Annotated in this window: 14 protein-coding genes; 7 read left to right on the top strand and 7 right to left on the bottom strand. The window is 40.2% G+C overall.

All coding sequences use genetic code 11. The annotated features are described in order from the left end of the window. Window positions 1-43 precede the first annotated feature (43 nt). On the bottom strand, window positions 44-1,282 hold the full coding sequence (locus tag IR083_RS21380; RefSeq protein ID WP_006798999.1) for a glycoside hydrolase family 27 protein: 1,239 nt from the start codon (window positions 1,280-1,282) through the stop codon (window positions 44-46). A gap of 276 nt (window positions 1,283-1,558) precedes the next feature. On the opposite strand from IR083_RS21380, the gene IR083_RS21385 reads away from it, so the two are divergent. Continuing rightward, window positions 1,559-5,602, top strand: coding sequence for a two-component regulator propeller domain-containing protein (locus tag IR083_RS21385; RefSeq protein WP_194225849.1), 4,044 nt, complete (start codon window positions 1,559-1,561; stop codon window positions 5,600-5,602). Between the two features lie 2 nt (window positions 5,603-5,604). Here the strand turns inward: IR083_RS21385 and IR083_RS21390 are convergent, their stop codons facing one another. Next, window positions 5,605-9,573 (bottom strand): response regulator, encoded by a 3,969-nt coding sequence (locus tag IR083_RS21390; RefSeq protein ID WP_199343260.1) that lies wholly within the window; start codon window positions 9,571-9,573, stop codon window positions 5,605-5,607. Between the two features lie 163 nt (window positions 9,574-9,736). Between IR083_RS21390 and IR083_RS21395 the strand changes: the two genes are divergently transcribed. The 6 genes from IR083_RS21395 to IR083_RS21420 are packed head-to-tail and all read left to right on the top strand — an operon-like array spanning window position 9,737 to window position 19,383. Then, window positions 9,737-10,780: a glycoside hydrolase family 130 protein gene (locus tag IR083_RS21395; RefSeq protein WP_194225850.1), complete on the top strand. Its 1,044-nt coding sequence runs from the start codon at window positions 9,737-9,739 to the stop codon at window positions 10,778-10,780. A 17-nt stretch (window positions 10,781-10,797) separates the two neighbouring features. Continuing rightward, window positions 10,798-12,060, top strand: a complete 1,263-nt coding sequence (locus IR083_RS21400) for an MFS transporter (RefSeq protein WP_194225851.1) — start codon at window positions 10,798-10,800, stop codon at window positions 12,058-12,060. 34 nt (window positions 12,061-12,094) lie between these two features. Further along, window positions 12,095-13,777, top strand: a complete 1,683-nt coding sequence (locus IR083_RS21405) for a hypothetical protein (protein ID WP_242052511.1) — start codon at window positions 12,095-12,097, stop codon at window positions 13,775-13,777. A 31-nt stretch (window positions 13,778-13,808) separates the two neighbouring features. After that, window positions 13,809-16,820, top strand: a complete 3,012-nt coding sequence (locus tag IR083_RS21410; protein ID WP_194225853.1) for a SusC/RagA family TonB-linked outer membrane protein — start codon at window positions 13,809-13,811, stop codon at window positions 16,818-16,820. Window positions 16,821-16,832: 12 nt separating this feature from the next. Further along, a complete protein-coding gene (locus tag IR083_RS21415) occupies window positions 16,833-18,269 on the top strand; it encodes a RagB/SusD family nutrient uptake outer membrane protein (RefSeq protein ID WP_194225854.1) in 1,437 nt (478 codons plus the stop codon). 19 nt (window positions 18,270-18,288) lie between these two features. Then, a complete protein-coding gene (locus IR083_RS21420; protein WP_006799007.1) occupies window positions 18,289-19,383 on the top strand; it encodes a LamG domain-containing protein in 1,095 nt (364 codons plus the stop codon). Window positions 19,384-19,469: 86 nt separating this feature from the next. Here the strand turns inward: IR083_RS21420 and IR083_RS21425 are convergent, their stop codons facing one another. From IR083_RS21425 to IR083_RS21445, 5 genes are all read right to left on the bottom strand, one after another. Further along, the gene (locus tag IR083_RS21425; protein WP_194225855.1) at window positions 19,470-20,303 is read right to left on the bottom strand and encodes a hypothetical protein; all 834 of its coding nucleotides are present in this window, start codon (window positions 20,301-20,303) and stop codon (window positions 19,470-19,472) included. Between the two features lie 11 nt (window positions 20,304-20,314). Next, window positions 20,315-20,680 (bottom strand): GntR family transcriptional regulator, encoded by a 366-nt coding sequence (locus tag IR083_RS21430; protein ID WP_194225856.1) that lies wholly within the window; start codon window positions 20,678-20,680, stop codon window positions 20,315-20,317. Between the two features lie 3 nt (window positions 20,681-20,683). Beyond that, on the bottom strand, window positions 20,684-21,526 hold the full coding sequence (locus IR083_RS21435) for a hypothetical protein (protein WP_194225857.1): 843 nt from the start codon (window positions 21,524-21,526) through the stop codon (window positions 20,684-20,686). 13 nt (window positions 21,527-21,539) lie between these two features. Next, window positions 21,540-22,370, bottom strand: coding sequence for an ATP-binding cassette domain-containing protein (locus IR083_RS21440; protein WP_194225858.1), 831 nt, complete (start codon window positions 22,368-22,370; stop codon window positions 21,540-21,542). Between the two features lie 264 nt (window positions 22,371-22,634). Continuing rightward, complete coding sequence (locus IR083_RS21445; protein WP_194225859.1) at window positions 22,635-23,315, bottom strand: helix-turn-helix domain-containing protein; 681 nt, start codon at window positions 23,313-23,315, stop codon at window positions 22,635-22,637. Window positions 23,316-23,433: the final 118 nt, after the last annotated feature.

A 23,433-nucleotide genomic window follows, 5' to 3' on the forward strand; every position in this document is an offset into this window, starting at 1 on the left:
TTCATGGTTGTTAGTAATTTATTCTAGTGTGTTTTCCTTCCGGTTATTTCCTGAGCCGGACGAATAAACTTTCATGGGGTTCCAATACTTTTTTCAGAGGGGTATCAGTAGTACCCATTTCCTGCTGTGTCCATATGTTTTTGATTTTTCTCGGTATGCGTTTCATGTATAATGAGCCGTTTTCGAGGCTTTCGTCATATACTGTATCGAAATTCCAGTTATAGTCGAGGTCGATATTGAAATTATTCCGGTTTATGAACAGGAATGCCACATCTCCATCCGATAAGGCTTTGACGAGAATGTCTATACCATTCAATGTGACAAACCGGAATGCTGTTTTGCCTAACTTATCCTGATTGATTGCGATAGCCTCTTTGTTGAGAAGTATTTCCTTTGTCAGTGCGTCCATATTGCGGATATCGTTTCCGGCCATTAATGGTGCCGACATCATGCTCCAGATAGCGAAATGTGAACGATACTCATTTTCTGTCTGTCCTCCATTGCCGATTTCGAGCATCTCCAGGTCGTTCCAATGCCCGGGGCCGGAATATTGATTAATGGTGAGTGCCTTGTCTAATATTTGTAATACGCCTACTCCTCCCCAGTTGAACTTACAATCATAACAGTCACGTATATCGGCTGTGATGCGCCATAGATGGCCTATGCCTTTACCCCATTCCCAAGGTTTGTTTTCGCCCCATTCGCATATGCTGAATACGATAGGTCTGCCACACGCCTTTAATGCGTCGCTCATCGTTTTATAGGCGGCTTTAGCATCCTGGCCTTCATTGTAGCACCAGTCGTATTTGAGGTAATCGACACCCCATCCGGCATACTGGCGTGTATCCTGAAACTGGTATCCACGGCTGCCCGGCCTTCCCTGACATGTTTTGCTCCCTGCACAGGAGTATATCCCGAATTTGAGACCTAAACTATGGACATAGTCGGCAACAGGTTTCATTCCGTTGGGAAAGTGGTCTTTATCTACTATAATATTTCCTTCCTCATCGCGTCCGGTTTGCCAGCAGTCGTCGATCACCACATATTCGTAGCCGGCATCTTTCATTCCTGATGAAACAATGGCGTCGGCCATCTCTTTAATCAGTTTTTCGCTGACGTTGCATCCGAATTTATTCCAGCTGTTCCATCCCATTGGTGGAGTTTGGGCAAGTTTGTCAAATTCAGAAATGACTGATTGGCCTTGTTTCCCAAATTCCTGTTGAGCAAGGGAGAAATTACAAATACCTATAAATAATAAAAAGAATGTGATAATGCTTTTCATACTATAATAAGTTTTAGATTCCGGTAATAATCAAAGAATCGAAGCGGGCAATTCCTCTATTGCAAAAGACGTTAAAATATGTTGAAGGCATATGCAACGAATCTCCAGAACAATGCGAAATTTATCCAAATTAATATTTTAATTATGATACAATAATTAAGCTTAAATTGCATTAAACCAGTAGTTTGGGTATTCATTTGTAGGATTGTGCTATCTTTTTGAAATTTTGTGTTACCGGAAAAAGTGCGATATTTACACTTAAAACCTTTATACTATATGAAAACACGGATATTAAAGACATTCCTGGTGATAGTATGTTTTTTTCTTTTTACTTCTCCGCTTACAGGAATTGAGCTGAATTTTAAATATTACTTTGTAGAGAACGGACTGTCGTCGAACACTGTATATGCTATTGAGCAGGATTCGAGAGGTTATATCTGGATAGGAACAGAGGATGGACTCAACCGTTTCGACGGATATAATTTTCATTCATACAGGAATATACCAAGGGATAGCACATCTATCGTAAATAATTATATATATAGTCTTTATGAAGATATAAACAAGAAACTATGGGTAGGGACTGAAACCGGAATCTCTATTTATGATTATCAAAGCGACCGTTTCCGTACTTTTACAAAGAGGACAAAGGAGAATATTCCACTTAACGATAAGATACAGAATATTTTATCCGATGAGAATGAGAATATATGGATAAGTTCATTTAAACAAGGAGTGTTTTTTTATAACAGACACACAGATGTGTTAAAGCTGTACTCCTTTAATAAATACGTGAAAAACAAACAGGAGCCGGTTTTTACAACCTGTGTTTACAAAGACCGCGATAATACGATATGGGCATTAGTTAATAATACGATATATCAGTTATATAAATTAGATAAGAAGAAAGATGAGTTTGTTCCTGCATTTCCTGATACTAACTCCGATCTGTTGTGCCAACTCCGAGGATATACCCTGTTGGAAGATACCTTCGGTATGCTATGGCTGGGAACATGGACTAATGGCCTTTTCGAAATAGATAAGAAAACCGGAATTAAAGGTAATTATCTGAACACAGAGAATGCAGACAAAATACTCCATATTCATTCCCTGATGGAATATGAGCCGGGGAAGCTGCTGATAGGCTCGAATGACGGGCTGACTTCTTTCAGCATATCGCCTGTTATCGGCAATAAGAGAGAGTCTCATATCAAGGAGCCGGTATTATCGAACCGTTTTGTTTACCCTATTTATAAGGATAGGGAAGGCGGACTTTGGATAGGTACTTATTATGGAGGTATTAATTATGCATCTCCTAACAGAAACTATTTTACAAGTTATACGCACGACAGATATGAAAATTCGATAAGTGGTAATGTTGTGAGTACATTCTGTGAAGACGCATCCGGTAACCTATGGATAGGGACAGATGACGGGGGACTGAACTTCTTCAATACAAAAACAGAAAAATTCATTGCATATAAGCCCGATAAAAAAAGGAACAGTCTTTCTTATCACAATGTACATGCTCTGTGTATATACGATGATAACTTATGGATAGGAACATATTCGGGAGGGTTGAATGTGATGGATCTGCGTACGAAGAAGTTTAAGTGCTATTATAACAATCCGTCAGATTCGACTTCTCTGGATGCTAATAATGTATATGCTTTATATAAGGATTCCCGTGATAATCTCTGGATTGGTACCACAACAGGAGTAAATCTCTATGACCGCAAAACGGATAGTTTTCTCCGTATGAAAAAATTGAATACGTTGATTATAGATATACTTCAAGTGGAAAATACGATCTGGGTAGCTACTATCGGAGACGGGATTCATACCTACAATCTGGATACAAAGCAATGGCATGCATACCAGTTTGATCCGGAGGATAAGTCTTCTTTGATCAGTAACGATGTTATTTGCCTTTGTCTCGATGAGTCCGGCCAGCTATGGATAGGAACAAATAGCGGTTTGTGCCGGTACGATGCGAAAACTCAATCTTTTATACAAATATCGGTTAATTTTCAGAGCAATTCAATTTGCAGTATATTCAGTGATAATGGTTTCCTGTGGATAGCAACCACCCGCGGGTTAGTAAGTCTCGACCCTAAAACCAATCAATACCGTATTTTTACTAAAGGGGATGGATTGTTGAGTGACCAGTTTACAGGAAAGTCCGGGATAAAGACATCTTCCGGCAGAATATATTTGGGGACAGCAACCGGATTCAATGCTTTTTATCCTAAGCAGATTGTGATAAACCGATCTATTCCGTTAATAGAGATTACAGATTTTCAGTTGTTTAATAAGTCTGTGAATTTTTACGATTATCTATCATATGGCGAAGATAGCATCCGGCAGATAACATTACCCTACAATAAAAATGGCTTTAGTTTCGAATATACGGCACTAAGTTATTTTGCCCCTGAAAAAAATGAATATGCTTTTATGCTCGAAGGTTTCGATAAGCACTGGAACTATGTAGGTAAAGTACGTAAGGCAGCTTATACGAATATACCTCCGGGAGAATATTTCTTTAAGGTCAAAGCATCGAACAATGACGGTATATGGAACGATACGGGATTGAAAATTAAACTGGTGATTACCCCTCCGTTCTGGTGGAATAACTGGTCTGTGACCTTTTATATATTGTTAGCCACTGCTGCATCCATCGCTTTTCTTACTTATATAAGGAACAGGGATGAAAAAAGGAATAGGGAGAGGATTGAGAAAATAAAGAATGAGCAGGAAAAAGAGGCGTATGACTCTAAAATAAATTTCTTTACTTCCATTGCTCACGAGATACGCACTCCTGTGAGTCTTATTATAGGGCCATTGGAACAAATTATAGAAACTTCGGATACTTTGCCCGAGCATATAAAGGGCGATCTGAATATTATAGACCGTAATAGCCAGAGGCTTCTTAACCTGGTGAACCAATTACTCGATTTCAGAAAGATAGAAAGGGAGACGATACAAATTACTTTATCGGATCAGAATGTATATGGATTCTTATTAAATATGTATGACCGCTTTAAATCTTATGTGGAACATAAGCATATCAGATTCGTTTATACATACGATGATAAGGACTTCCGTACCGCAATAGATGTAGAGAATCTGACAAAGGTGGTAAGTAATCTGCTCAACAATGCATCCAAATATACGAAAGACTACATAGAGCTTATATTTCGCTCTGATGTAGAAGGTAATAAATATATAATATGTGTAAAAGATAATGGAGATGGGATATCTGAAAATGAGAGGGAGAATATTTTTAAACCTTTCTATCAGATATCCGGTAACCATAAGGCTGGTACGGGTTTGGGGCTCTATCTGGTAAAAACGATTGTGGATGCTTGTAACGGGAGTATAGATATAGAAAGTGAACCGGGTAAAGGACTTTCTGTATCTATTACACTTCCAATGAGTACGATAAACATGGATCAGGTGATTGAAGAGGAAAGAGAATTGCATGAAGAGGTATTGCAAAGTGATGTAAATAAGGCTCTTTCAGATATTAACTTAAAGGAGTCTTTACAAGAGGAGGACAGGCAAACTATTCTGATTGTAGAAGATAATCCGGATATGCAGGAATTTATCAGAAAGAATCTGATTTTAGGATATAATGTCCTTCTGGCAAATGATGGCATAGAAGGAATAAAATTATTGGAAAAGGAGGAAATCGACCTGATCATAAGCGATATTATGATGCCCAATATGGATGGGATAGAATTCTGTAATAAGGTAAAGAATAGTTTACTCTGGAATCATATCCCTTTGATAATGCTGACGGCCAAAACTAATATTGCATCGAAGATCGAGGCCTTGGAAACAGGAGCCGACGCGTATATAGAGAAACCGTTTTCGATCTCATTCCTTTCAGTGCAGATAAGGAATCTGCTCGAATCGAGGCGAAGCCTGTTGAAGAAATTTACGGAGACACCATTTGCCTCTTTGAAAAGCATCGCGGGAAACAGGGGAGACGAAGAGTTCCTTGCAAAGGTGAATGATATTATAGAAAAGAATATTGCCAATGTTGATTTCACAATCGAGTATTTAGCAGAAGAGCTTCATATCAGTAGTTCCGGCTTATTTGCCAAGATAAAAAACCTGTCGGGTATCACCCCGAATAAACTGTTACTGATGGTAAGACTGAAAAGAGCGACAGAATTATTGAATGAAAATAAATACCGCGTAAATGAGGTCTGCTATATGGTCGGATTTAATAATCCGTCGTATTTTGCCAAATGTTTCCAGAAACAGTATGGGGTACTGCCATCTGATTTTCTGGAAAGGCGCGATAAAACCTGATACTATTCTTTAGTTTTGGATAGCCTGTATTCTTTCGGCGACATGTCATATTGCTTCGAGAATTCCCTGTAGAAATAAGACTTGTTGGTAAATCCGGATTTGAACATAATCTCGGATACGGTCAGCTTCGTAGTTATCAAAAGCTGTGACGCGTAATTGAGCCGGATTGTTCTTACAAATTCGCTGGGGGTCTTATCTGCCATGTCCTTTAATTTCCGGTACAATGTTGCTTTACTCAACCCAAGAGCGTCGGCTATCGCATTCGGGTTTAATGATTCGTCGTCCATGTTTTTCTCAATGAATGACACTATCTCCTGTAATAACCGTTCATCGTCCTGATGAATCGTGATCCCATCTTTTATAGTGATGGATGAAAGGCTCGAATTGAAAAAATCTTTCAGTACGGAACGTTTATTGATCAGGTTCTGCACGGTAGTCAACACATGACGTGGATGGAAAGGTTTTGTAATATACAGATCCGCTCCATGTTGATATGCATTGATATGGTCTTCCACCGAGCTTTTCGCCGATACATTTATAATTGGGATATGCGCCGTCTTCGGATCGGATTTGAGTTTATCTATAAGCCCCATTCCATCCATATTCGGCATCAATACGTCACTTAATATTATATCCGGCATATTCTGCTCTATCATCGATACGGCCTCTTCCCCGTCTCCGGCCTCACTGATATTATAGTAGGGGCTTAATATATCTTTAAGGAGTTCCCGTATATTCTTTTCATCTTCGACAATCAAGATAGAAATATCTTTCTTATCATAGATTTGCGGACTTATAGCTATCCGGTCATCATTTTGGCTGTCTATGGAAGAAATAAGCTGATTGGATTTCATCGGAGGAATATCTATTTCGAACATGACGTATTCTCCCAGTTTGCTTGATACACTGATTTCTCCGCCGAGCATTTCGGTCAGGCTTTTTGTCAGACCTAGTCCGATGCCTGTACTTGTCGAGTTCTGTAACTTGGATGTTTCCAGGATTTTGAAGCGGTTAAACACTTCGGACATTTGTCTGTCTGTTAGCCCCTTTCCGGAATTCTTAATACTTATATGCAGATTATTGTTTTGTGTAACGCTGATATGTATAAAGCCATTTGCCGGGGTATATTTGAAAGCATTAGAAATAAGATTGAATATAATTTTTTCCAATGAATTACGGTCGGTAATAATAGTAGATATACTATCCGTCTCTACCCTGAATTCTATTTTGTTTTCCTGTGCTATTTCCGTATAGTTATCCGTGATATATTCTATCAAAAGTTTTATATCTATACTTTCCGGATGCAGAGGTGTGTGTCCCGATTCTACTTTCCGGAACTCCATCAGTTCGTTGATCAGTTTTTGCATCCTGTCGGCATTATTCTTTATTATCTGTATATACCGTTTTGTGTACCCGTCGAGATCCGCTTTCTCGAGCAGGTGCTGTGCCGGCCCGTATATAAGTGTGAGCGGAGTAAAGAATTCGTGAGCAACATTGGTGAAGAAATTGAGTTTCGACTCGTGCATCTTCTCCTGGTTCTGCTTTTCTATATGTTCGAGCAGTAATTGCCTGTTGAGTCTTATCCTGTTTCTTATCACTGAGTATGCTATATACATGATGATCAGTGCCGAAATAATGTATATAATAAAGGCAATAGTACTCAGCCACCACGGATATGCCACATCTATACTTAAAGTATATATATTGTCACCCCATACCCTGTCGCCGTTTGTCACTTTTACTTCCAATTGGTATTTTCCGGGAGGTAATTTTGTGAATACAATGTTGGGATTGTTGCCATTGTTTATCCATTCATCCGAAAAGTTGAGCAAACGATAGTCGTATTCACAATTTTCGTTATTGATGAAGTCATGCGCAATGAATGAAAATGTTACATATGCTTCGTCATATGCCAGTTTTAGTGTATTATCATTTATGCGTTCATTGATATTCTGTGCGGTATTGAATATCCTCAGATTACTCAAGCCAATAGATGGGTTAAAGTCTCTCAGATGTATCTTTTCCGGGTTGAAATAATTGAATCCGTTCACTCCTCCGAAATAGAGAATCTCATCATCATCCTTATAATAGGCTCCGTCAGAGAACTCATCGTTCTGAAGTCCGTCTTTCGATGAATAGTTTGTAACACTATTGTCAGAAAGATTAATGTGGGAAATTCCCTGATTGGTACTGATCCATATATCGCCTGTCCCATCTTCAAGAATACCGTGTATCGTATTGTTGGCCAGTCCTTCTCTTTCTGTATATTCCTGTATCCCTGATGGATTGTCGTTCAATCCGAAGCGGTTAAGCCCATAACTTGTGCCAATCCACAGGCTTTCTGCATCTCTTGTCAGGGAAAGAACGTCATTGTTTGTCAGGGAAAGATTATTATTTATATCTTCTATCCGTTCAAATAATTTATCTTTTATATTAAACCGGCTTATACCTCCTCCACGTGTACCCAACCATAGCTGATTTTTATCCACTCCCGAAGTGATTGAGTATATAACATTGTTGTTGAGTGAGTTATGTGTATCGGCAGATGTGTATTGTTCTATGTCCTGTACTTCATATTGGTTTGCTCTTTTAGTCAATGCTATTTTTATCAGTCCGTAGCCGGATGTTCCTAGCCATAACAACGAGTCATTACTTGTAAAATGGATGCTGTAAACTGCTCTAAAGACAGGATGCTTCGCCGGAATACTTAATCTGTACAATTGCTTGTCTTTCGATAATATATTGATACCTTCACCCTCAGTGCCGATGAATATATCTCCTGATTGGTTCTTTCTTATTATATATATAGAATTTGATATTAATCCCGAACTGATATTTAAGAAGTCGGATAATTTCCCTGTTTCCTTTTCGAACATTTTGATCCCGTCTCCCTTCGTTCCTACTAATATTTCATTCCGGTTATACTGACAAAAGCTTCTTACCGGATGGTTCGTATAAACTGTTTTGAACGGAGAGTCATATTCATATGCCTTAAGTATACCCTGACCGTCCGTTCCTATCCAAAGTATATTCTGACTGCCTGAAAAAAGAGAGAATATGGATATTCTGGGAGAAATACTTTGTATTGGCTGATATACTTTCGTGTGCAGATTATAGGTTTCACAGCCTCCTTCATAATAGCTTATCAATAAGTTATCCTTATAATACACAACCTGGGAGATAGTCTTGTTCTTGTCAAAGTCAATGGTGCTCGGATAAAGGTTTCTGTCATCTATTATTTTCAGATAACCCGGATAGTTCAGTACCAGCATATTATTATGTAGCATAAATATATTGGATATGGGCTTCTCCTGTTCTAAATATCTGGGTTGGGATAATTTAATCTCTTTATCCTGATATAATAATTTAGACTGTTGCAGCTTTCCGTTTTCATATAAGAAATATATATTATCGTTCCCATCAATCGCAAAGGTTTTGACAGTACCCTCAGTTAAGGAATGATTCACCGGAATAAACATCTGCTGTCCGGCATCGAAACGGAATAATCCTTGCTGTTTTACATAACAGATAATATCTTTCCGGGACGTGATTCCAATGAGAAAAGACCTCTCTTGCTTCGGTATCTGATGTTCTGTCCCTAGAAAATAATTCGTAAATCCCTGAGTTTGTTTATCCCATCTGTTCACACCGTAATCCGTCGCTATCCAGAGATGGTTTGGATCTGATTCCAGAATTTGCCGGATTACATTATTGCTTATCGAGGACTTATTGTTCCGATTGTAGCGGTAAGTTTTAAACTCTCTCCCGTTATACGAATTGAGGCCGTCCCATGTGCCTATCCATATTGTTTGTTCCGAATCCTCAAAAATACAATTTACCGAATTATTGGACAGCCCGTCGGTATTGGACAGTTGCTTAACCGTATTCTGGGAATAAGCAATCGCAGGTATTATAAAGAAACAGAATATAATACCGGAGATAATGAAATATGTGGTTTTGAATGAATTCATATTACAAAGATATCAGCATATCGAATCGCAAATTTAAACGAAATATGTTGTATAGCATGTGTATACCCTTTTGAGAATATAGTATACCTCTTTCCAGATGCGGGTTTATAGATTTGTTGCGAATTCGGAATTGTAATGATACTAATTTTTAATCATGAAAAATATGGATATAGCAAAAAGATTTTCTCAAAACCCATTATTAAAACCTTCAGACCTGAAACCGGGAATCGAAGGTATGGAAATAACCTGCCTCCTGAATCCGGGTGTTTTCAGATTTGATGGAAAAATCTGGCTGCTGCTACGTGTGGCCGAGCGCCCTACCCAAAAAGAAGGAATCATCAGCTTCCCGGTATATAACAAAGATGGTAAAATAGAAGTTCTTTCTTTTGACGCTAAAGATCCTAAACTGGATGCATCCGACCCGCGCGTGATAGGATACGAAGGTAAGAATTACCTGACAACAATGTCATACCTTCGATTAGTTTCCAGCGAAGACGGGATTCACTTCAAAGAGGAGAGCGAATATCCTCCTATCTTTGGAGAGGGTGAACTGGAATCGTTTGGCATTGAGGATTGCAGGGTGGCTACGACAGAAGACGGCTTCTTCCTGACCTTTACCGAAGTGTCGCCTGTAGCGGTGGGAGTAGGGCTGATACATACCCGAAACTGGAAGGACTATACACGTCATGGCATGATATTCCCTCCGCATAACAAAGATTGTGCATTGTTTGAAGAAAAGATAAATGGAAAATATTTTGCGTTGCACCGTCCAAGCAGTCCCGAACTGGGAGGAAACTATATCTGGCTGGCCGAATCGCCGGACCGTCTCCATTGGGGTAACCACAGATGTATTGCGACCACACGTGACGGTATGTGGGATTGTGCCCGCATAGGGGCAGGAGCAGCGCCTATTAGAACGAAGGCCGGCTGGCTGGAGATATATCACGGGGCCGATTTCAATCACCGTTATTGCCTTGGTGCTCTTTTGCTGGACCTGAATGATCCGTCTAAAGTTCTGGCACGCAGTACAGAGCCTATTATGGAGCCAATAGCGCCATACGAGCAAACCGGATTTTTCGGTAATGTGGTATTTACAAACGGGCATCTGGTAGATGGCGATACAATCAGAATGTACTACGGGGCAAGTGATGAGGTTATTTGCGGAGCCGAATTCTCGATAACAAAAATCCTTAATACATTAAAATAATAGGCTAAAAATCTGAAATGAATAAACTGAAAAAAGAATATATGTTCTTTAAACAGCAAGAGCCGAATATGCGCACCTTGCTGATGACTAATATGCTCTATGCATTGGTTCTCCCTGTAGTGGAAATATTTGTGGGGGCCTATGTTATGCGCAATACCAGCGACCCCATATTGGTCGCGTTCTACCAACTGTTCATGTATATAGGGATAGTGGCAACCTCATTCCTGAATGGATATCTGCTTCGTTATGTAAATGTAAAGACATTGTATGCCGGGGGAATTTTGGTCAGCGGATTATCAATGTTTGCAATGATGTCTGTCAAATCACTTGGTTTTGTGGAACTGGGGGTAGCAGGCTTTGCAATAGGTGCCGCCTCAGGTTTTTTCTGGACAAACAGGTATCTGCTGGCATTGAATAATACAACCGATAGTAACCGAAATTATTTCTTCGGACTCGAATCATTCTTCTTCTCCATTGCTTCCATTAGTGTTCCGTTGGTGATAGGAGCTTTCCTGAGTCAGATAGACGGTAAAGAATTGTTTGGCATGGTGGTGAATATAAATCTGGCTTACCAGCTGGTAACTATCGGTGTCATCATATTGACGGTTATCGCGTGTATTGTATTGTGGAAAGGAAAATTTACCAATCCGGTACAGAAAGATTTTATATACTTCCGCTTTTGCCTTCTTTGGCGCAAGATGTTAGTTTTGTCGTCTTTGAAAGGCATGGTTCAGGGTTTTCTGGTAACAGCTCCGGCAATTCTGGTGCTCAAACTTGTCGGTGACGAGGGGGCGTTGGGGCTTATACAGGGGGTTAGCGGAGCATTAACAGCGATTCTTGTCTATGTTCTGGGACGTATAGCCCAACCTAAAGACAGGCTGAAAATATTTGTGGCGGGGTTAATTATATTCTTTGCAGGAACCTTATTCAATGGAATTTTGTTTACAGCGACAGGAGTGATTATTTTCGTATTATGTAAAGTGATTTTCCAGCCGTTATTCGATCTGGCTTACTTCCCTATTATGATGCAGACCATAGATGCCGTTGTAAAAATAGAGAAACGCAACGAGTATACTTATATCCTTAGTCACGAATTCGGCTTATTTATCGGACGTGCAGCCGGATTGATCCTGTTTATTATACTGGCTTTCGGAGTTTCGGAAGATTTTGCTCTGAAGTACGCCCTTATTCTGGTAGGAGCTATCCAGCTGATAGCTTATCCTTTAGCAAAGAACATTATCAAACAAACGAATACTATTAATGAAAATGAACAAAACTAAAACGCCTTTAATCTGTTTGATTTCCTTACTATTTATGGCTTGCTCCGAAAAGGACATTTCATACGGGAGCAAAGTGGAGCAGGTCTCGATTGCACGGGTCGATTCTATGCCCGATATGCCCGGCTCTTATAAAATGCTGGATTGGGAAGCCAAGGCCAAATCTTTTGACAGCTTCGTTTTCGACTGGAACAATAAGAGTGAAGTCGGTTCTATGATCTGGCTCGATGATAGCCGCAGGAACATAGAGCAACCTACATTCGGACTATACACAGCCGTAAAAGATATCCGTCAGGGCAAGAATGCCAATAACGGAGAATTCCATGAGAGCCTGAACTCATTGGCTGCGCTTTTAGGAGCGGGGTTGGTAGGGATAGACAAAACGAATCAGGATGGATATAACTATGTGAAAATGGTTCAAAACTATTTCAACAAAGATAACGGGTGGAATATAGTGATGAATAATACAACGCCCGAAGTAGGTATGCTTGGCGGCGGATATGGGCGCGACTGGTGGTACGATGTGTTTCCGAATGCGCTGTACTATGCAGTTTGCGATGTATTCCCAGATGTAGACGGAGCCGAGCAGATACAACGCTCTATTGCTGAGCAGTTTGTTAAAGCAGACTCTGTTTTGGCCGGGAACTACGATTATTCATACTTCGACTATGCACGGATGCAGGGAATGGTGAACCATATACCGTTGCAACAGGATGCGGCAGGCGGACATGCTTATGTATTGCTTTGTGCCTATAATAAGTTTGGTGATCCCCGTTATCTGGCCCATGCCAAGAGCGCAACAGAAGCATTACTCTCCCAGAAAGAAAGCCGTTTTTATGAAATACTGTTACCATTGGGAGTTTATGCAGCTGCATATCTGAATGCCACAGAGGGTACAAATTACGATGTGCAAAAGTTACTCGATTGGACCTTCGATGGCTGTAAGAATCCCGATGGACGCAATGGCTGGGGAATTATTGTCGGCAAATGGGGTGATTATGAAGTTAACGGACTCCAGGGCAGTATTATCGACGGTGGAGGCTATGCCTTCCTGATGAATAGTATAAAGCCGGCGTGGCCTTTCGTATCTATGGTAAAGTATGAACCGAAATACGCTAAGGCAATAGGAAAATGGATGCTCAACAATGCAAATGCATGCCGTCTGTTCTTCCCGATGGAAATTGATGATGAACATCAGTGGGACCCTGAAATGAAGAGTATTACGAACGACAATATTTCTTACGAAGGACTGCGCCGTGTAGATGATTACGGCAAGTCTTCACTCAAAGGAAAGACTCCGGTCGCTCTGGGCGATGGACCAAAATGGGCGAAAGGGAATCCTCCGGCAAGTATGTTCAGTGTATATAGTTCCTCGCCGATGGGTATTTTCGGAGCTATAATAAAAGGGACAAATGTTGAGGGTATTCTTCAATTGAACTGTAATGCGACGGATTTCTATGCAGAGCGTCACTACCCTGTTTATTTGTATTATAATCCTCATAAGGAAAATAAATCAGTGAAATATTCGACAAAGGGAATTGTAGACCTCTTCGATATTGTAAGTAAAGAATATGTAGCTAAAAATGTATCGTCTGACGGTGTCTTCGAAATGCCTGCCGGTGATGCGCGTATTATAGTAGAACTTCCTGCCGGAACAAAACTGACCACAGATAACAATAAGGTGATTGCTGACGGCAAATACACTATTGCATACAAATAATAAATCTCACAAACCAATAATAAATAAAACCATGTTAAAACGTTTATTTTTCACTTGTCTTTTACTATCTGTCTTTGCGAATATATTTGCACAGGAAGTAAAAACAATCTCCGGTGTGGTGACAGATTCATCTACAGGAGAGGCGTTAATCGGTGTTACAGTGGTAGAAACAGGTACTCCTAATGGTACTGTAACCGATATTGACGGCAAATTCACCCTGAATATCAAGGGAGATAAAATCACGGTTTCCTATGTCGGGTTCAACGCTCAGGAAATCACAGTATCCAAATCTACTGAAATGAATGTAAGGCTTGTGGCTAACACAGAACTGGATGAGGTAGTCGTAGTAGGCTATACTTCGATGAAGAAAAGGGAAGTATTGGGTGCCGTAACTAAGGTAAATTCGAAGGAACTTACGCAGGTTCCGGCTCCGGGGGTGTCTGAAGCCCTTCAGGGACGTGTTGCCGGGGTACAGGTCACTTCCGCTACAGGAGCACCGGGAGCCGGAGTTACAGTGCGTGTACGTGGTACAGGCTCGATAAACTCGTCTAATGATCCTCTATATATTATAGACGGGATTCCTTCCGAAAACGGGCTGAACTCTATTGTTCCTTCCGATATTGAGAATATTTCGGTACTGAAAGATGCATCTTCTGCTGCTATATATGGTTCTCGCGCGAATAACGGGGTTGTGTTGGTCACTACTAAAAAAGGACAGAATGGCAAGGTGAAAGTTGCTTATAACGGCCAGTTCGGAGTGCAGACTCACGGAAGCCTTCCAAAGATGGTAAACACGAACGAATATATAGATATTTATAATGTAGCGGCTAAAAATGACGGAAGAACATTGATGGAAGGTGGTCTGGTTAAGGATTTTGCAAACATAAATCACTTGGATGAAATTTTCAGGACTGCGCTACTGAATGTGCATGAATTATCTGTAAGCGGAGGTAAAGATAAGTTCGACTATCTCGCATCTTTTTCTTATTACAATCAGGAAGGTATTATCAAGAATAGTGATTATGAGAAATTCTCAGGACGTGTAAATCTAAACTATAAAGCTGCAAACTGGCTGAAACTGGGTCTGAATGTAAACGGAGGAAAGGCTAAGACTCATGTTGTACCAAGCTCCGGAGATGGTTACGGCAGCAATGAGGGCGGTAGTGTTGTACGGTATGCGTATATGCGTAATCCGGCAATTCCGACTTATGATGCAAACGGAAATTATGTGGATTTACCGAGCGAATATTTCGGACAGGCTGAATACAACAGCTTTTTCGGTGACGGTTACAATCCCGTAGGACTGGCGAATATGACGGATAGGGTGAGAGACGAAGATACTTTTCTGGGTAAGTTCAATGTAGAGGCTAAATTGCCATATAATATCGTATGGAATACCAATTTTGGGATCGACTATAGGAAAAGTGATTATAATATCAATAACAAAACTTGGGGAACAAATGACAGGATAAATAATCCAAGTTCCCTATTAGGGCAGAATAACGAAAGTCTGGGATGGACACTAAACTCTGTCTTCAATACAGTTCAGACATTCAATGATGTGCATACATTGAATGCAATGGCAGGTACAGAAGCGATCCGCTACAATGGTACGGACAAAAATACATCATCTTCTGTAAATGGTGATACCTTCTATTCAAATGACTGGGCTTATTCTTTACTTTCATTCTTTGGTAAGGTCGATTATAATTATAACTATAAATACTACTTGTCGGCATTGATTCGTCAGGATGGATCTTCACGCTTTACCGAAGGAAACAGATGGGGTACATTTTACTCAGTTTCTGCGGGATGGGATATACACGAAGAGGATTTCATGAAATCCATTAAGGCTATCAATCTCTTGAAACTACGTGCCGGATGGGGAGCTGTAGGTAATCAGAATATAGCTTTATATGCGTATACAGACAAATATACTCCATATTCAAACTATCCTTTCGGTGGAAATCCGTCTGTCGGATATATTCAAAGCCAATTGGGTAATGAAAAACTGAAATGGGAAACCAGCAACCAGTTTAACCTTGGATTGGATATGGCCTTCGCAAAAGGAGAATATGGCTTCAGCGTAGATTATTATAATAAGAAATCGAGCGATATGCTTGTACGTGCCCCATTGCCTCCGTCTATCGGCAACGCTTCCCCTTATTGGGTGAATGCAGGAAAAGTATTGAATGAAGGGGTTGATGTGGAACTGTTCGTTCGCAAGCAGTACAAGGATATGGGCTTTTCTGCTTCATTGAACTGGGGTTATCTGAACAATGAAGTCTTGGAACTGGATGCTCCTATACAGGCAGGCCGTGTGGATAATGGCGTTTTTGCAAAATATATAGAGAAAGGATATTCTATCGGTTCATTTTATCTTTATCAGATGGATGGAATATTCCAGAATGAAGAAGAAATAGTGAAATCGGCATATCAGGGATCAAATGTAAAACCGGGGGATGTTAAATATAAAGACCTGAATAACGATGGTGTAATTGATGAAAAAGACAGGAGCCATGTGGGTTCTTCTATTCCGAAACAAACACTCGGATTGAATCTTCAGGGTAATTATAAGAACTGGGACTTGTCCATCTTCTTTCAGGGAGCGTTTGGTCACGATATATATAACCAGATGGCTACTGAAACGGAAGGATTCTTCAGGGGTTTCTCCGTATCGAAAGACATGTATGATAATTATTGGAGAGGAGAGGGTACCTCTAACGAATATCCGAGACCGTCGTGGAGTGCGAAGTCAAATAATGTGATAGCATCTACCCGTTTTCTGGAAGACGCTTCATATTTGAGATTAAAGAACATTCAGCTGGGATATACTTTCCCTATCAAATCGAAATATATCAGCAGTCTGAGAGCGTTCGGAAGTGCTACCAATCTGTTCACCTTTACCGGATATAGCGGACTTGATCCCGAAATGACAGTAAGTTCCAATTCGACAGGAGAAGGTGATATGGCCAATGGTATAGACTGGGGTACTTATCCTGTTTCTAAATCCTTTACATTAGGAGTAAACATAACCTTTTAAAAATTACCTGAAATGAAAAAAATAGTAACAATACTAACTATATTAGGAATATTCTCCTTCAGTTCGTGTAACGATTTTCTGAATGAGGAGCTGGACGGTGAATATACATCCAACAATATATACAATACCGAAGAGGAGGCGAATCTGGCGCTGACCGGAGTATATAACAGCTTGAGCTTTACGACTTCTTCAAATATGATCTGGGTCTTCGGAGATGTAGCATCCGATGATGCTGTGAAAGGCGGAAGCGCATCCGATCAGGCCGAGATAGGTATGATAGATGAATTTAATATCAAGTCGGACAACGGGATTCTGCTTTCATACTGGAAATTTGCTTATGAAGGAATAAATCGTGCTAACAATGTAATACATGCTAACTATGGTGCAGGTGTTGATGATGGTGTTAAGCAGCAGATGATTGCACAGGCCAAGTTTATCAGAGCATATTATTATTTTAACTTGGTAAATATCTGGGGTAAAGTACCTTTAAGGATAGAGCCGGTAAGAACTTCGAATGTAAATATGGGTTTGAGCGAAGTTGCTCAGATATATAGCCGGATAGAACAAGACCTGAATGATGCCGCGGGAGTATTACCTCCGGCTTATACGCAAACAGCAGACAAAGGCAGAGTTACCAGGGGTGCCGCTTATGGATTATTAGCTAAAGTGCAACTTTATCAGAAGAAATGGGATGATTGTATAACAACTATTACTACCAAGTTGGAGCCATTAGGGCTTTATGGACTTGAAACTAATTATGAAGACTTGTTCAAATTAGGAGCTGAAGATAGCAGAGAGGCAATATTTTCAATCCTGCACGAAAGCAATCAAAATCCCGGACTGGGTAATTCTCTGAATCAATGGTTTGCACCGCTTGTAGAAGGAGGATATTACTTCAATGCACCGACAAATAATTATGTTCTGAGTTTCAGCGAACAAACAACGACAGGGCAGACCGATCCCCGCCTCGATGCATCAATCGGCCGTTCGGGTAAAGAGTGGTTGAACGACGATGTGTTTGACCTCACATGGAGTATTACCGGTTATCTGGTGAAAAAGCACAATCAACCGCTGGCAGAAGTTCCGGCCGGAACAAAGGGTGATGGCGGACTGCCATATATCTACTTGCGTTATGCCGATATCTTGTTGATGAAAGCTGAAGCATATACGGAGGCAAATGATCTGGATAAGGCTGCCGCAGCTCTTAAACTGGTAAGGGACAGAGCCGGACTTGCGTATACCAAACCAGTGAATCAGGAGCAGATGCGGTCGGTTATCTATCTGGAACGTCGTCGCGAGCTTGGTTTTGAATTCCATCGCTTCTTCGATCTGATGCGTTGGGGAAAAGACGTGGCAACTCAGGCTTTAGGTTCTGATTTCAAATGGCAGGAGCCTCGCTATTATTTCCCTATACCGCAGAATGAATTGGATTCAAACAATGGTATTTAATCAACTAAAAACAATGACGATGAAAAAGAATAAGATATTTAGTATACTAATATTTGCCCTAATCCTTTCTTCTGCACTATTTATCAGTTGTAGTGACAGTGATAAGGAGGAATTTGTGGCAGGAGATACTACTAATTTAAAGAAAGAATTGAAAGAATGCTATGATTCCATTTCTGTAGCTACACCCGATAAGTTTACTACCGAGACTGTTAATGACTTCAAAAGCAAGGTAGATATTGTTAATGATATTGTTGAGCAAGGAAATGTTTCGCAACAGGAAGTTATTAACATGAGCATCCATATCAGAGAGGCCTTTACCCGTTTCCTTAATTCCAGAATGACAGGTATTCCGGAAGAAAATCTGTTAGCCGGATGGAGCTTTGATGAAGGAACAGGTACCTCACTCGTTGGTGACGGGGTAAAAGCCCTGACTGCTACTTTGAAACCGGGACCTTCTGAAATCTTCTCAACATCTGTACTACCGGAATTTGTGGATGATGGAGTAAACAAAGCGCTTTATTTCAAGAGTGGAGCACATCTGGAAGTAGAGAATTACAACCCTTCTGATTTCTTGGGCAAGAAGCTGAGTATTGCCGTATGGTTGAAGCCCGAAGTAATAAAAGGTGGTAATTATGTGGTTTCCATGAACTATTGGAACAATTGGAAATTCCAGATACAGGAGCAAGGTAAAGCATTCTTTACCATCAAATCTCAGGCTGGTTTTACCGATGCGGATAATGAAGCGGACCTTTCTGTTTCTACCGGCAGTTGGAAGCATGTTGTAGTTGTCCTTGACCTCGAAAGTTCAAAATTGTCATTCTACATAAACGGATTACTGACAAAAGAGTGGACCAGCACCGGCAAGCCGAATCTAGTAGGCAGCCAGTCTGCACCGTATGTTTCTCCATTGGGTACTCAACTGCCGCTGATGATTGGGGCGGCAACGACCTACGCAGAGGCAAAAGCGTCATGGGATTGGTCAGGATGGGATACACCTACATCATGGGATCACTTCCAGGGGATGATGGATGAAATTAAATTCTATAATACGGCATTATTGAGCGGACAGGTTCAGTGGCTTTACAATCAGGAAGTAGAGAAACTGAAACAATAGTAAAGGCTGACTTTTACCGGTCTCAGTATAGATCAAAATAATAAAGGAAGAGGCTACGCGATAGTAACCTCTTCCTTTTACTTCCATTATGGAAATACTACTCTTGCCGTATCAGACCCTAATGATACATTTAGGGAAGCCTTTTCATCCTTTGGATTCCAGTTCATTACCCTGCATTCGCTGGCCTGTACCTCTACATTATGGTTTCCGCTTCCTGTCAGGTTTTCAGTATCTATATCACATTGTTCTATTTTCCAGTTTTGCAGATAGTCGAGATCGGCATTAAATACCTTTGTCTTGGAATTCTTCATTACAAAGCTCCCCCAATCCCTTATTGCAGGTGTGATTATATCAGCTTCGCAATTCTCTATATTCAAGTCTCCACGTAGTATCTCTATATTGATAGATCCGGCTTTCAATCCCTGCACATTAGCTCTTAACCCATCTACCCTGCTTCTTATATCTACACAGGAATCTGCATATACAGTGAAGTTTAGTTCCCTTATAGCTGCCGGGGATGGTATTCCGTTTTTGTAATGATTCGCCAATAATTCTGCCGTCTTCACGCGCAGTATCGTTTTATCATGTACTGTGGATATCTCCAGGTATTCTTTCAATTGTTCCGGTATATACAGTTTACCTTTGTCTCCTTCGTTCGTCACGGGTTGTATATTGATGAGTCCATCGAAGATAACATAATACTTATCCTTATCTCCCCGGTCATCTTTCACAGGTATTGTATCTGCATATATCTCGATCACTTTCTGTCCGGATATATCTATGCCCGCAGTTTCTTCCTTTAATATAAGTCCGGTCTTCCTCCCACCATCATAATTTAACGAAAGATAGCATATACAGCCTATGGCAATTAAGAACGCTGCGGCTATAATACCCAATACTATTTTGGTTGTAAGTCTCATATCATTTATTATTATTGTTTCTTAATATACTCTTTATACATTTCCACGATATCCTCTATTGGAATATCCAGTGTATATATTTGTTTGAAAAAGTCCTCGGCTTCTTCCTTCATAAAGGTGTCCTTACGCAGTTTGAGTATCAGGGCCTTGGTCCTCGGAGCTACAAAATATCCGATCCCTCTCTTATTGTAGATGATCTCCATCGATTGGAGGTAATCGAAGGTACGCATGACGGTATTGAAATTGACTTCCACAATAGCTGCATATTCGCGTACGGACGGAACCCTTTCTTCTTCTTTATATTTGTCCAGTAATATCTCATCACAGATGCGGTCGGCTATCTGCAAATAGATTGCTTTATTTTCTTTAAAATTCATAAGCTAGAGTCTTTTAATTACATCAGATTCCCTGAATCTGAAAAATGCTAATATCCAGTTTATCACAGCGAAGATGAAACATAGGATTGTCAGATATCCCACTATCGTAGAATCTTCAACTCCAAATGTTCTTTGCTGTAACGCATTTCCAAAGCTGCCCATACCGTTTTCAAAAACAAGAGAGATTGCGCACCAGCACACCAGTAGAAAAGTAATAAAGATGATGATGCCTGCCGAAAATGTTTTTACCAGCGAGTTTTTCGGCCAGAATGTCGACCCCAGAATAAACAGAGACTGGGCGAAGACGAAAAGGCCAACAAAAAATTTAAATTGTGATACTCTCTCAAAAACATATTCGTAACGATGATCATCGTTTCCTATTAATCTGTCAAAATGAACAGATTGCACATCTATATCAGGAAAGCGGATAGAGCAGATCAGTACCCGTGTGGCGTCTGACAACCAAAACAGGATAAAGAAAACGACCATGTAACCGATTGTCATGATAAGCCAGCGGGAAAAGTATTTTTCAAATGCCGATGACGGATTCATCAAATATACAAGCCGCTTTGTTTTGCTATTAATAGGTTCCATTGCCATGGACGCGCTGATACACCCAAATATGAAGAAGACGAAAGCCGTGAAGACGATCAAATCCCTATTCAGATATTTTAAACGATCAAATCCCTGTTCAAATTCGGAATATGAAAGAAAAGAATTCCATGTAGTAACAAGAGTGAGTGCTCCATAAATTGTAAGGATGCGGATAAGATACTTTTTCCAGTTTTCCTGTATGTCTTTCCTTAACAGCAAGACAAATCGGTTTATATCAAATGTATTATTCATAATTTATCAGATTTTATTGTAGTATTGCTGTTATCTTTTCCGTATTGCTTAGCATTGCGTTGAACAATGTTTCCAGATTCAGGGAAGTCTCTTCATTGTTTTCATTTTCAAGGATTAGCTTGTACCCCTGTATCGATGGTGAAGCGTACAATGCTTTCTCCACATCCTTTTCATTAAAGCTTTCCGTAAAGCGCAGTTTCTCACAAATCCTCGATACGGAAGAATTCATCAGCACTTTATTATTGTCGAGGATGATCACCTGCTCCAATAGCTTATCTACATCCTGTACCTGATGAGTCGAGATCAGGATCGTTTTTTCATCGGTCATCCCCGAAGCTATAAATTTGCGGAACTGGCTTTTGCCGGGTATATCAAGTCCGTTGGTAGGCTCATCCATCAGCAATAGGGGAGTATTTGCGGCCAAAGCAAAGCTCATAAAGACCTTTTTCTTTTGACCAAGAGAAAGTTCGTTCAGATGCACATCGGCTTCCATCTCGAAGCACTCCAGATTTTTATCCAGTTGTTCCTGACTAAAAGCGGGATAGAACGGACGATTGATTTCTACATACTTTCTCAGTGGTATACCAGGTAATTCGAATTCTTCGGGCACTATGAACATATCCTGCAATGTAGAAGGCTTACGCCTTGCCACATCCTCGCCTTTATATTCCACCTTACCCTTTTTAGGACTTAAGAGGCCTGTAAGCAAATACAACATAGTCGATTTGCCCGCTCCGTTCTTTCCTAACAATCCGCAAACTTTTCCCTTCTCTATAGAGATTGAAAAATCATCGAATATTAGCTTTTTCTTATACCCGAAGGTAACGTTACGCATTGATATCATATTAATTAGATTAAAAATATAATAGTGTAATAGTATAATAGTACACGCAAATGTATTGATAATTTTTATAATTCCAATAATCAAGGCGATTTTTTTGAAAAATATTTTTCAGGAAAAACAGATACAAGCTATAAAAAATACGTCACTAATTTTTAATAATTACTGATTCTCATTACTTACTTTGTATTTCATTCTCTAATCTTTATTTATTGTTAAAAAAAGGTGACACAAGTAACACAATTAATGGAAGTGAAAGATTAAACGTTATTTTCTCCGTTTCTTTCCTCTCTTTCCTGCCGGACTGAATACCGGATGGTTATTACTCGCTTTTATCGTGCGTTTCCGCTCAGCCTTGAGCCTGTACAGCCTGTCAAGCATTATCTTTGCTTCAGCTTCTTCAGGATCATCAACCGGGCTTTCTTTTTCCTCTGCCGGAACAATCTCTACTTCCTCAACATACTCTGCTATTTCATTTTCTTCCGTATCCTCCGGAATAGTTACGTCAACGGTAATTATCTCCTTTTTGCTTGAAATACCTTCCTTCTCCTTTTGAGTTAGTTGGGTGTCGGCAATTCTATCCTGCCTGTCCAGTAACAGTTTAATTGTTTTCAGGTCGGGCAGGCAAGATTTCCTGCGGATAACTTTCGACTGTAGTACCAGTTTTTCCGGTTCATGTTCGTCCGGCAGATATGTTTCTTTTTCTTCTACCATCATATACCCGTCCAGCCGCTTTTTAAGGGATGAATATAACATTTGCCTGATCCTGTCCTCGCGCCTGCATTCCGCGTCGAATATCTCTTTTGCCAAACCCGGAACTGTTTCTTTCCAGCAGTAGAAAGTCTTTCGGCTGATACCCGTAACCCTGCAAATTTCCGTTACCGAACAAAAATCATCCTCTATCAGCGAAACAATCGTTTCTGCTACACCCTCGTTATATTTTGCCATAAGATTAAAGATTAATAGTTTTTTATGATCAATTGTTTTTCAGTATAGATAAATGCAGATGAAAATGATTGTCTTTTTTAACATAAAGTTTTATGGATTAGTCGTTGGGATTAAATAT

It is taken from the genome of Dysgonomonas sp. GY75 (genome assembly GCF_015234155.1).
Classification (GTDB): Bacteria; Bacteroidota; Bacteroidia; order Bacteroidales; family Dysgonomonadaceae; genus Dysgonomonas; species Dysgonomonas gadei.

Bases quoted from the DNA above. Each gene is read 5' to 3' on its own strand.
- IR083_RS21380 (WP_006798999.1), bottom strand. From the start codon at position 1,282: ATGAAAAGCATTATCACATTCTTTTTATTATTTATAGGTATTTGTAAT.
- IR083_RS21385 (WP_194225849.1), top strand. From the start codon at position 1,559: ATGAAAACACGGATATTAAAGACATTCCTGGTGATAGTATGTTTTTTT.
- IR083_RS21390 (WP_199343260.1), bottom strand. From the start codon at position 9,573: ATGAATTCATTCAAAACCACATATTTCATTATCTCCGGTATTATATTC.
- IR083_RS21395 (WP_194225850.1), top strand. From the start codon at position 9,737: ATGGATATAGCAAAAAGATTTTCTCAAAACCCATTATTAAAACCTTCA.
- IR083_RS21400 (WP_194225851.1), top strand. From the start codon at position 10,798: ATGAATAAACTGAAAAAAGAATATATGTTCTTTAAACAGCAAGAGCCG.
- IR083_RS21405 (WP_242052511.1), top strand. From the start codon at position 12,095: ATGGCTTGCTCCGAAAAGGACATTTCATACGGGAGCAAAGTGGAGCAG.
- IR083_RS21410 (WP_194225853.1), top strand. From the start codon at position 13,809: ATGTTAAAACGTTTATTTTTCACTTGTCTTTTACTATCTGTCTTTGCG.
- IR083_RS21415 (WP_194225854.1), top strand. From the start codon at position 16,833: ATGAAAAAAATAGTAACAATACTAACTATATTAGGAATATTCTCCTTC.
- IR083_RS21420 (WP_006799007.1), top strand. From the start codon at position 18,289: ATGAAAAAGAATAAGATATTTAGTATACTAATATTTGCCCTAATCCTT.
- IR083_RS21425 (WP_194225855.1), bottom strand. From the start codon at position 20,303: ATGAGACTTACAACCAAAATAGTATTGGGTATTATAGCCGCAGCGTTC.
- IR083_RS21430 (WP_194225856.1), bottom strand. From the start codon at position 20,680: ATGAATTTTAAAGAAAATAAAGCAATCTATTTGCAGATAGCCGACCGC.
- IR083_RS21435 (WP_194225857.1), bottom strand. From the start codon at position 21,526: ATGAATAATACATTTGATATAAACCGATTTGTCTTGCTGTTAAGGAAA.
- IR083_RS21440 (WP_194225858.1), bottom strand. From the start codon at position 22,370: ATGATATCAATGCGTAACGTTACCTTCGGGTATAAGAAAAAGCTAATA.
- IR083_RS21445 (WP_194225859.1), bottom strand. From the start codon at position 23,315: ATGGCAAAATATAACGAGGGTGTAGCAGAAACGATTGTTTCGCTGATA.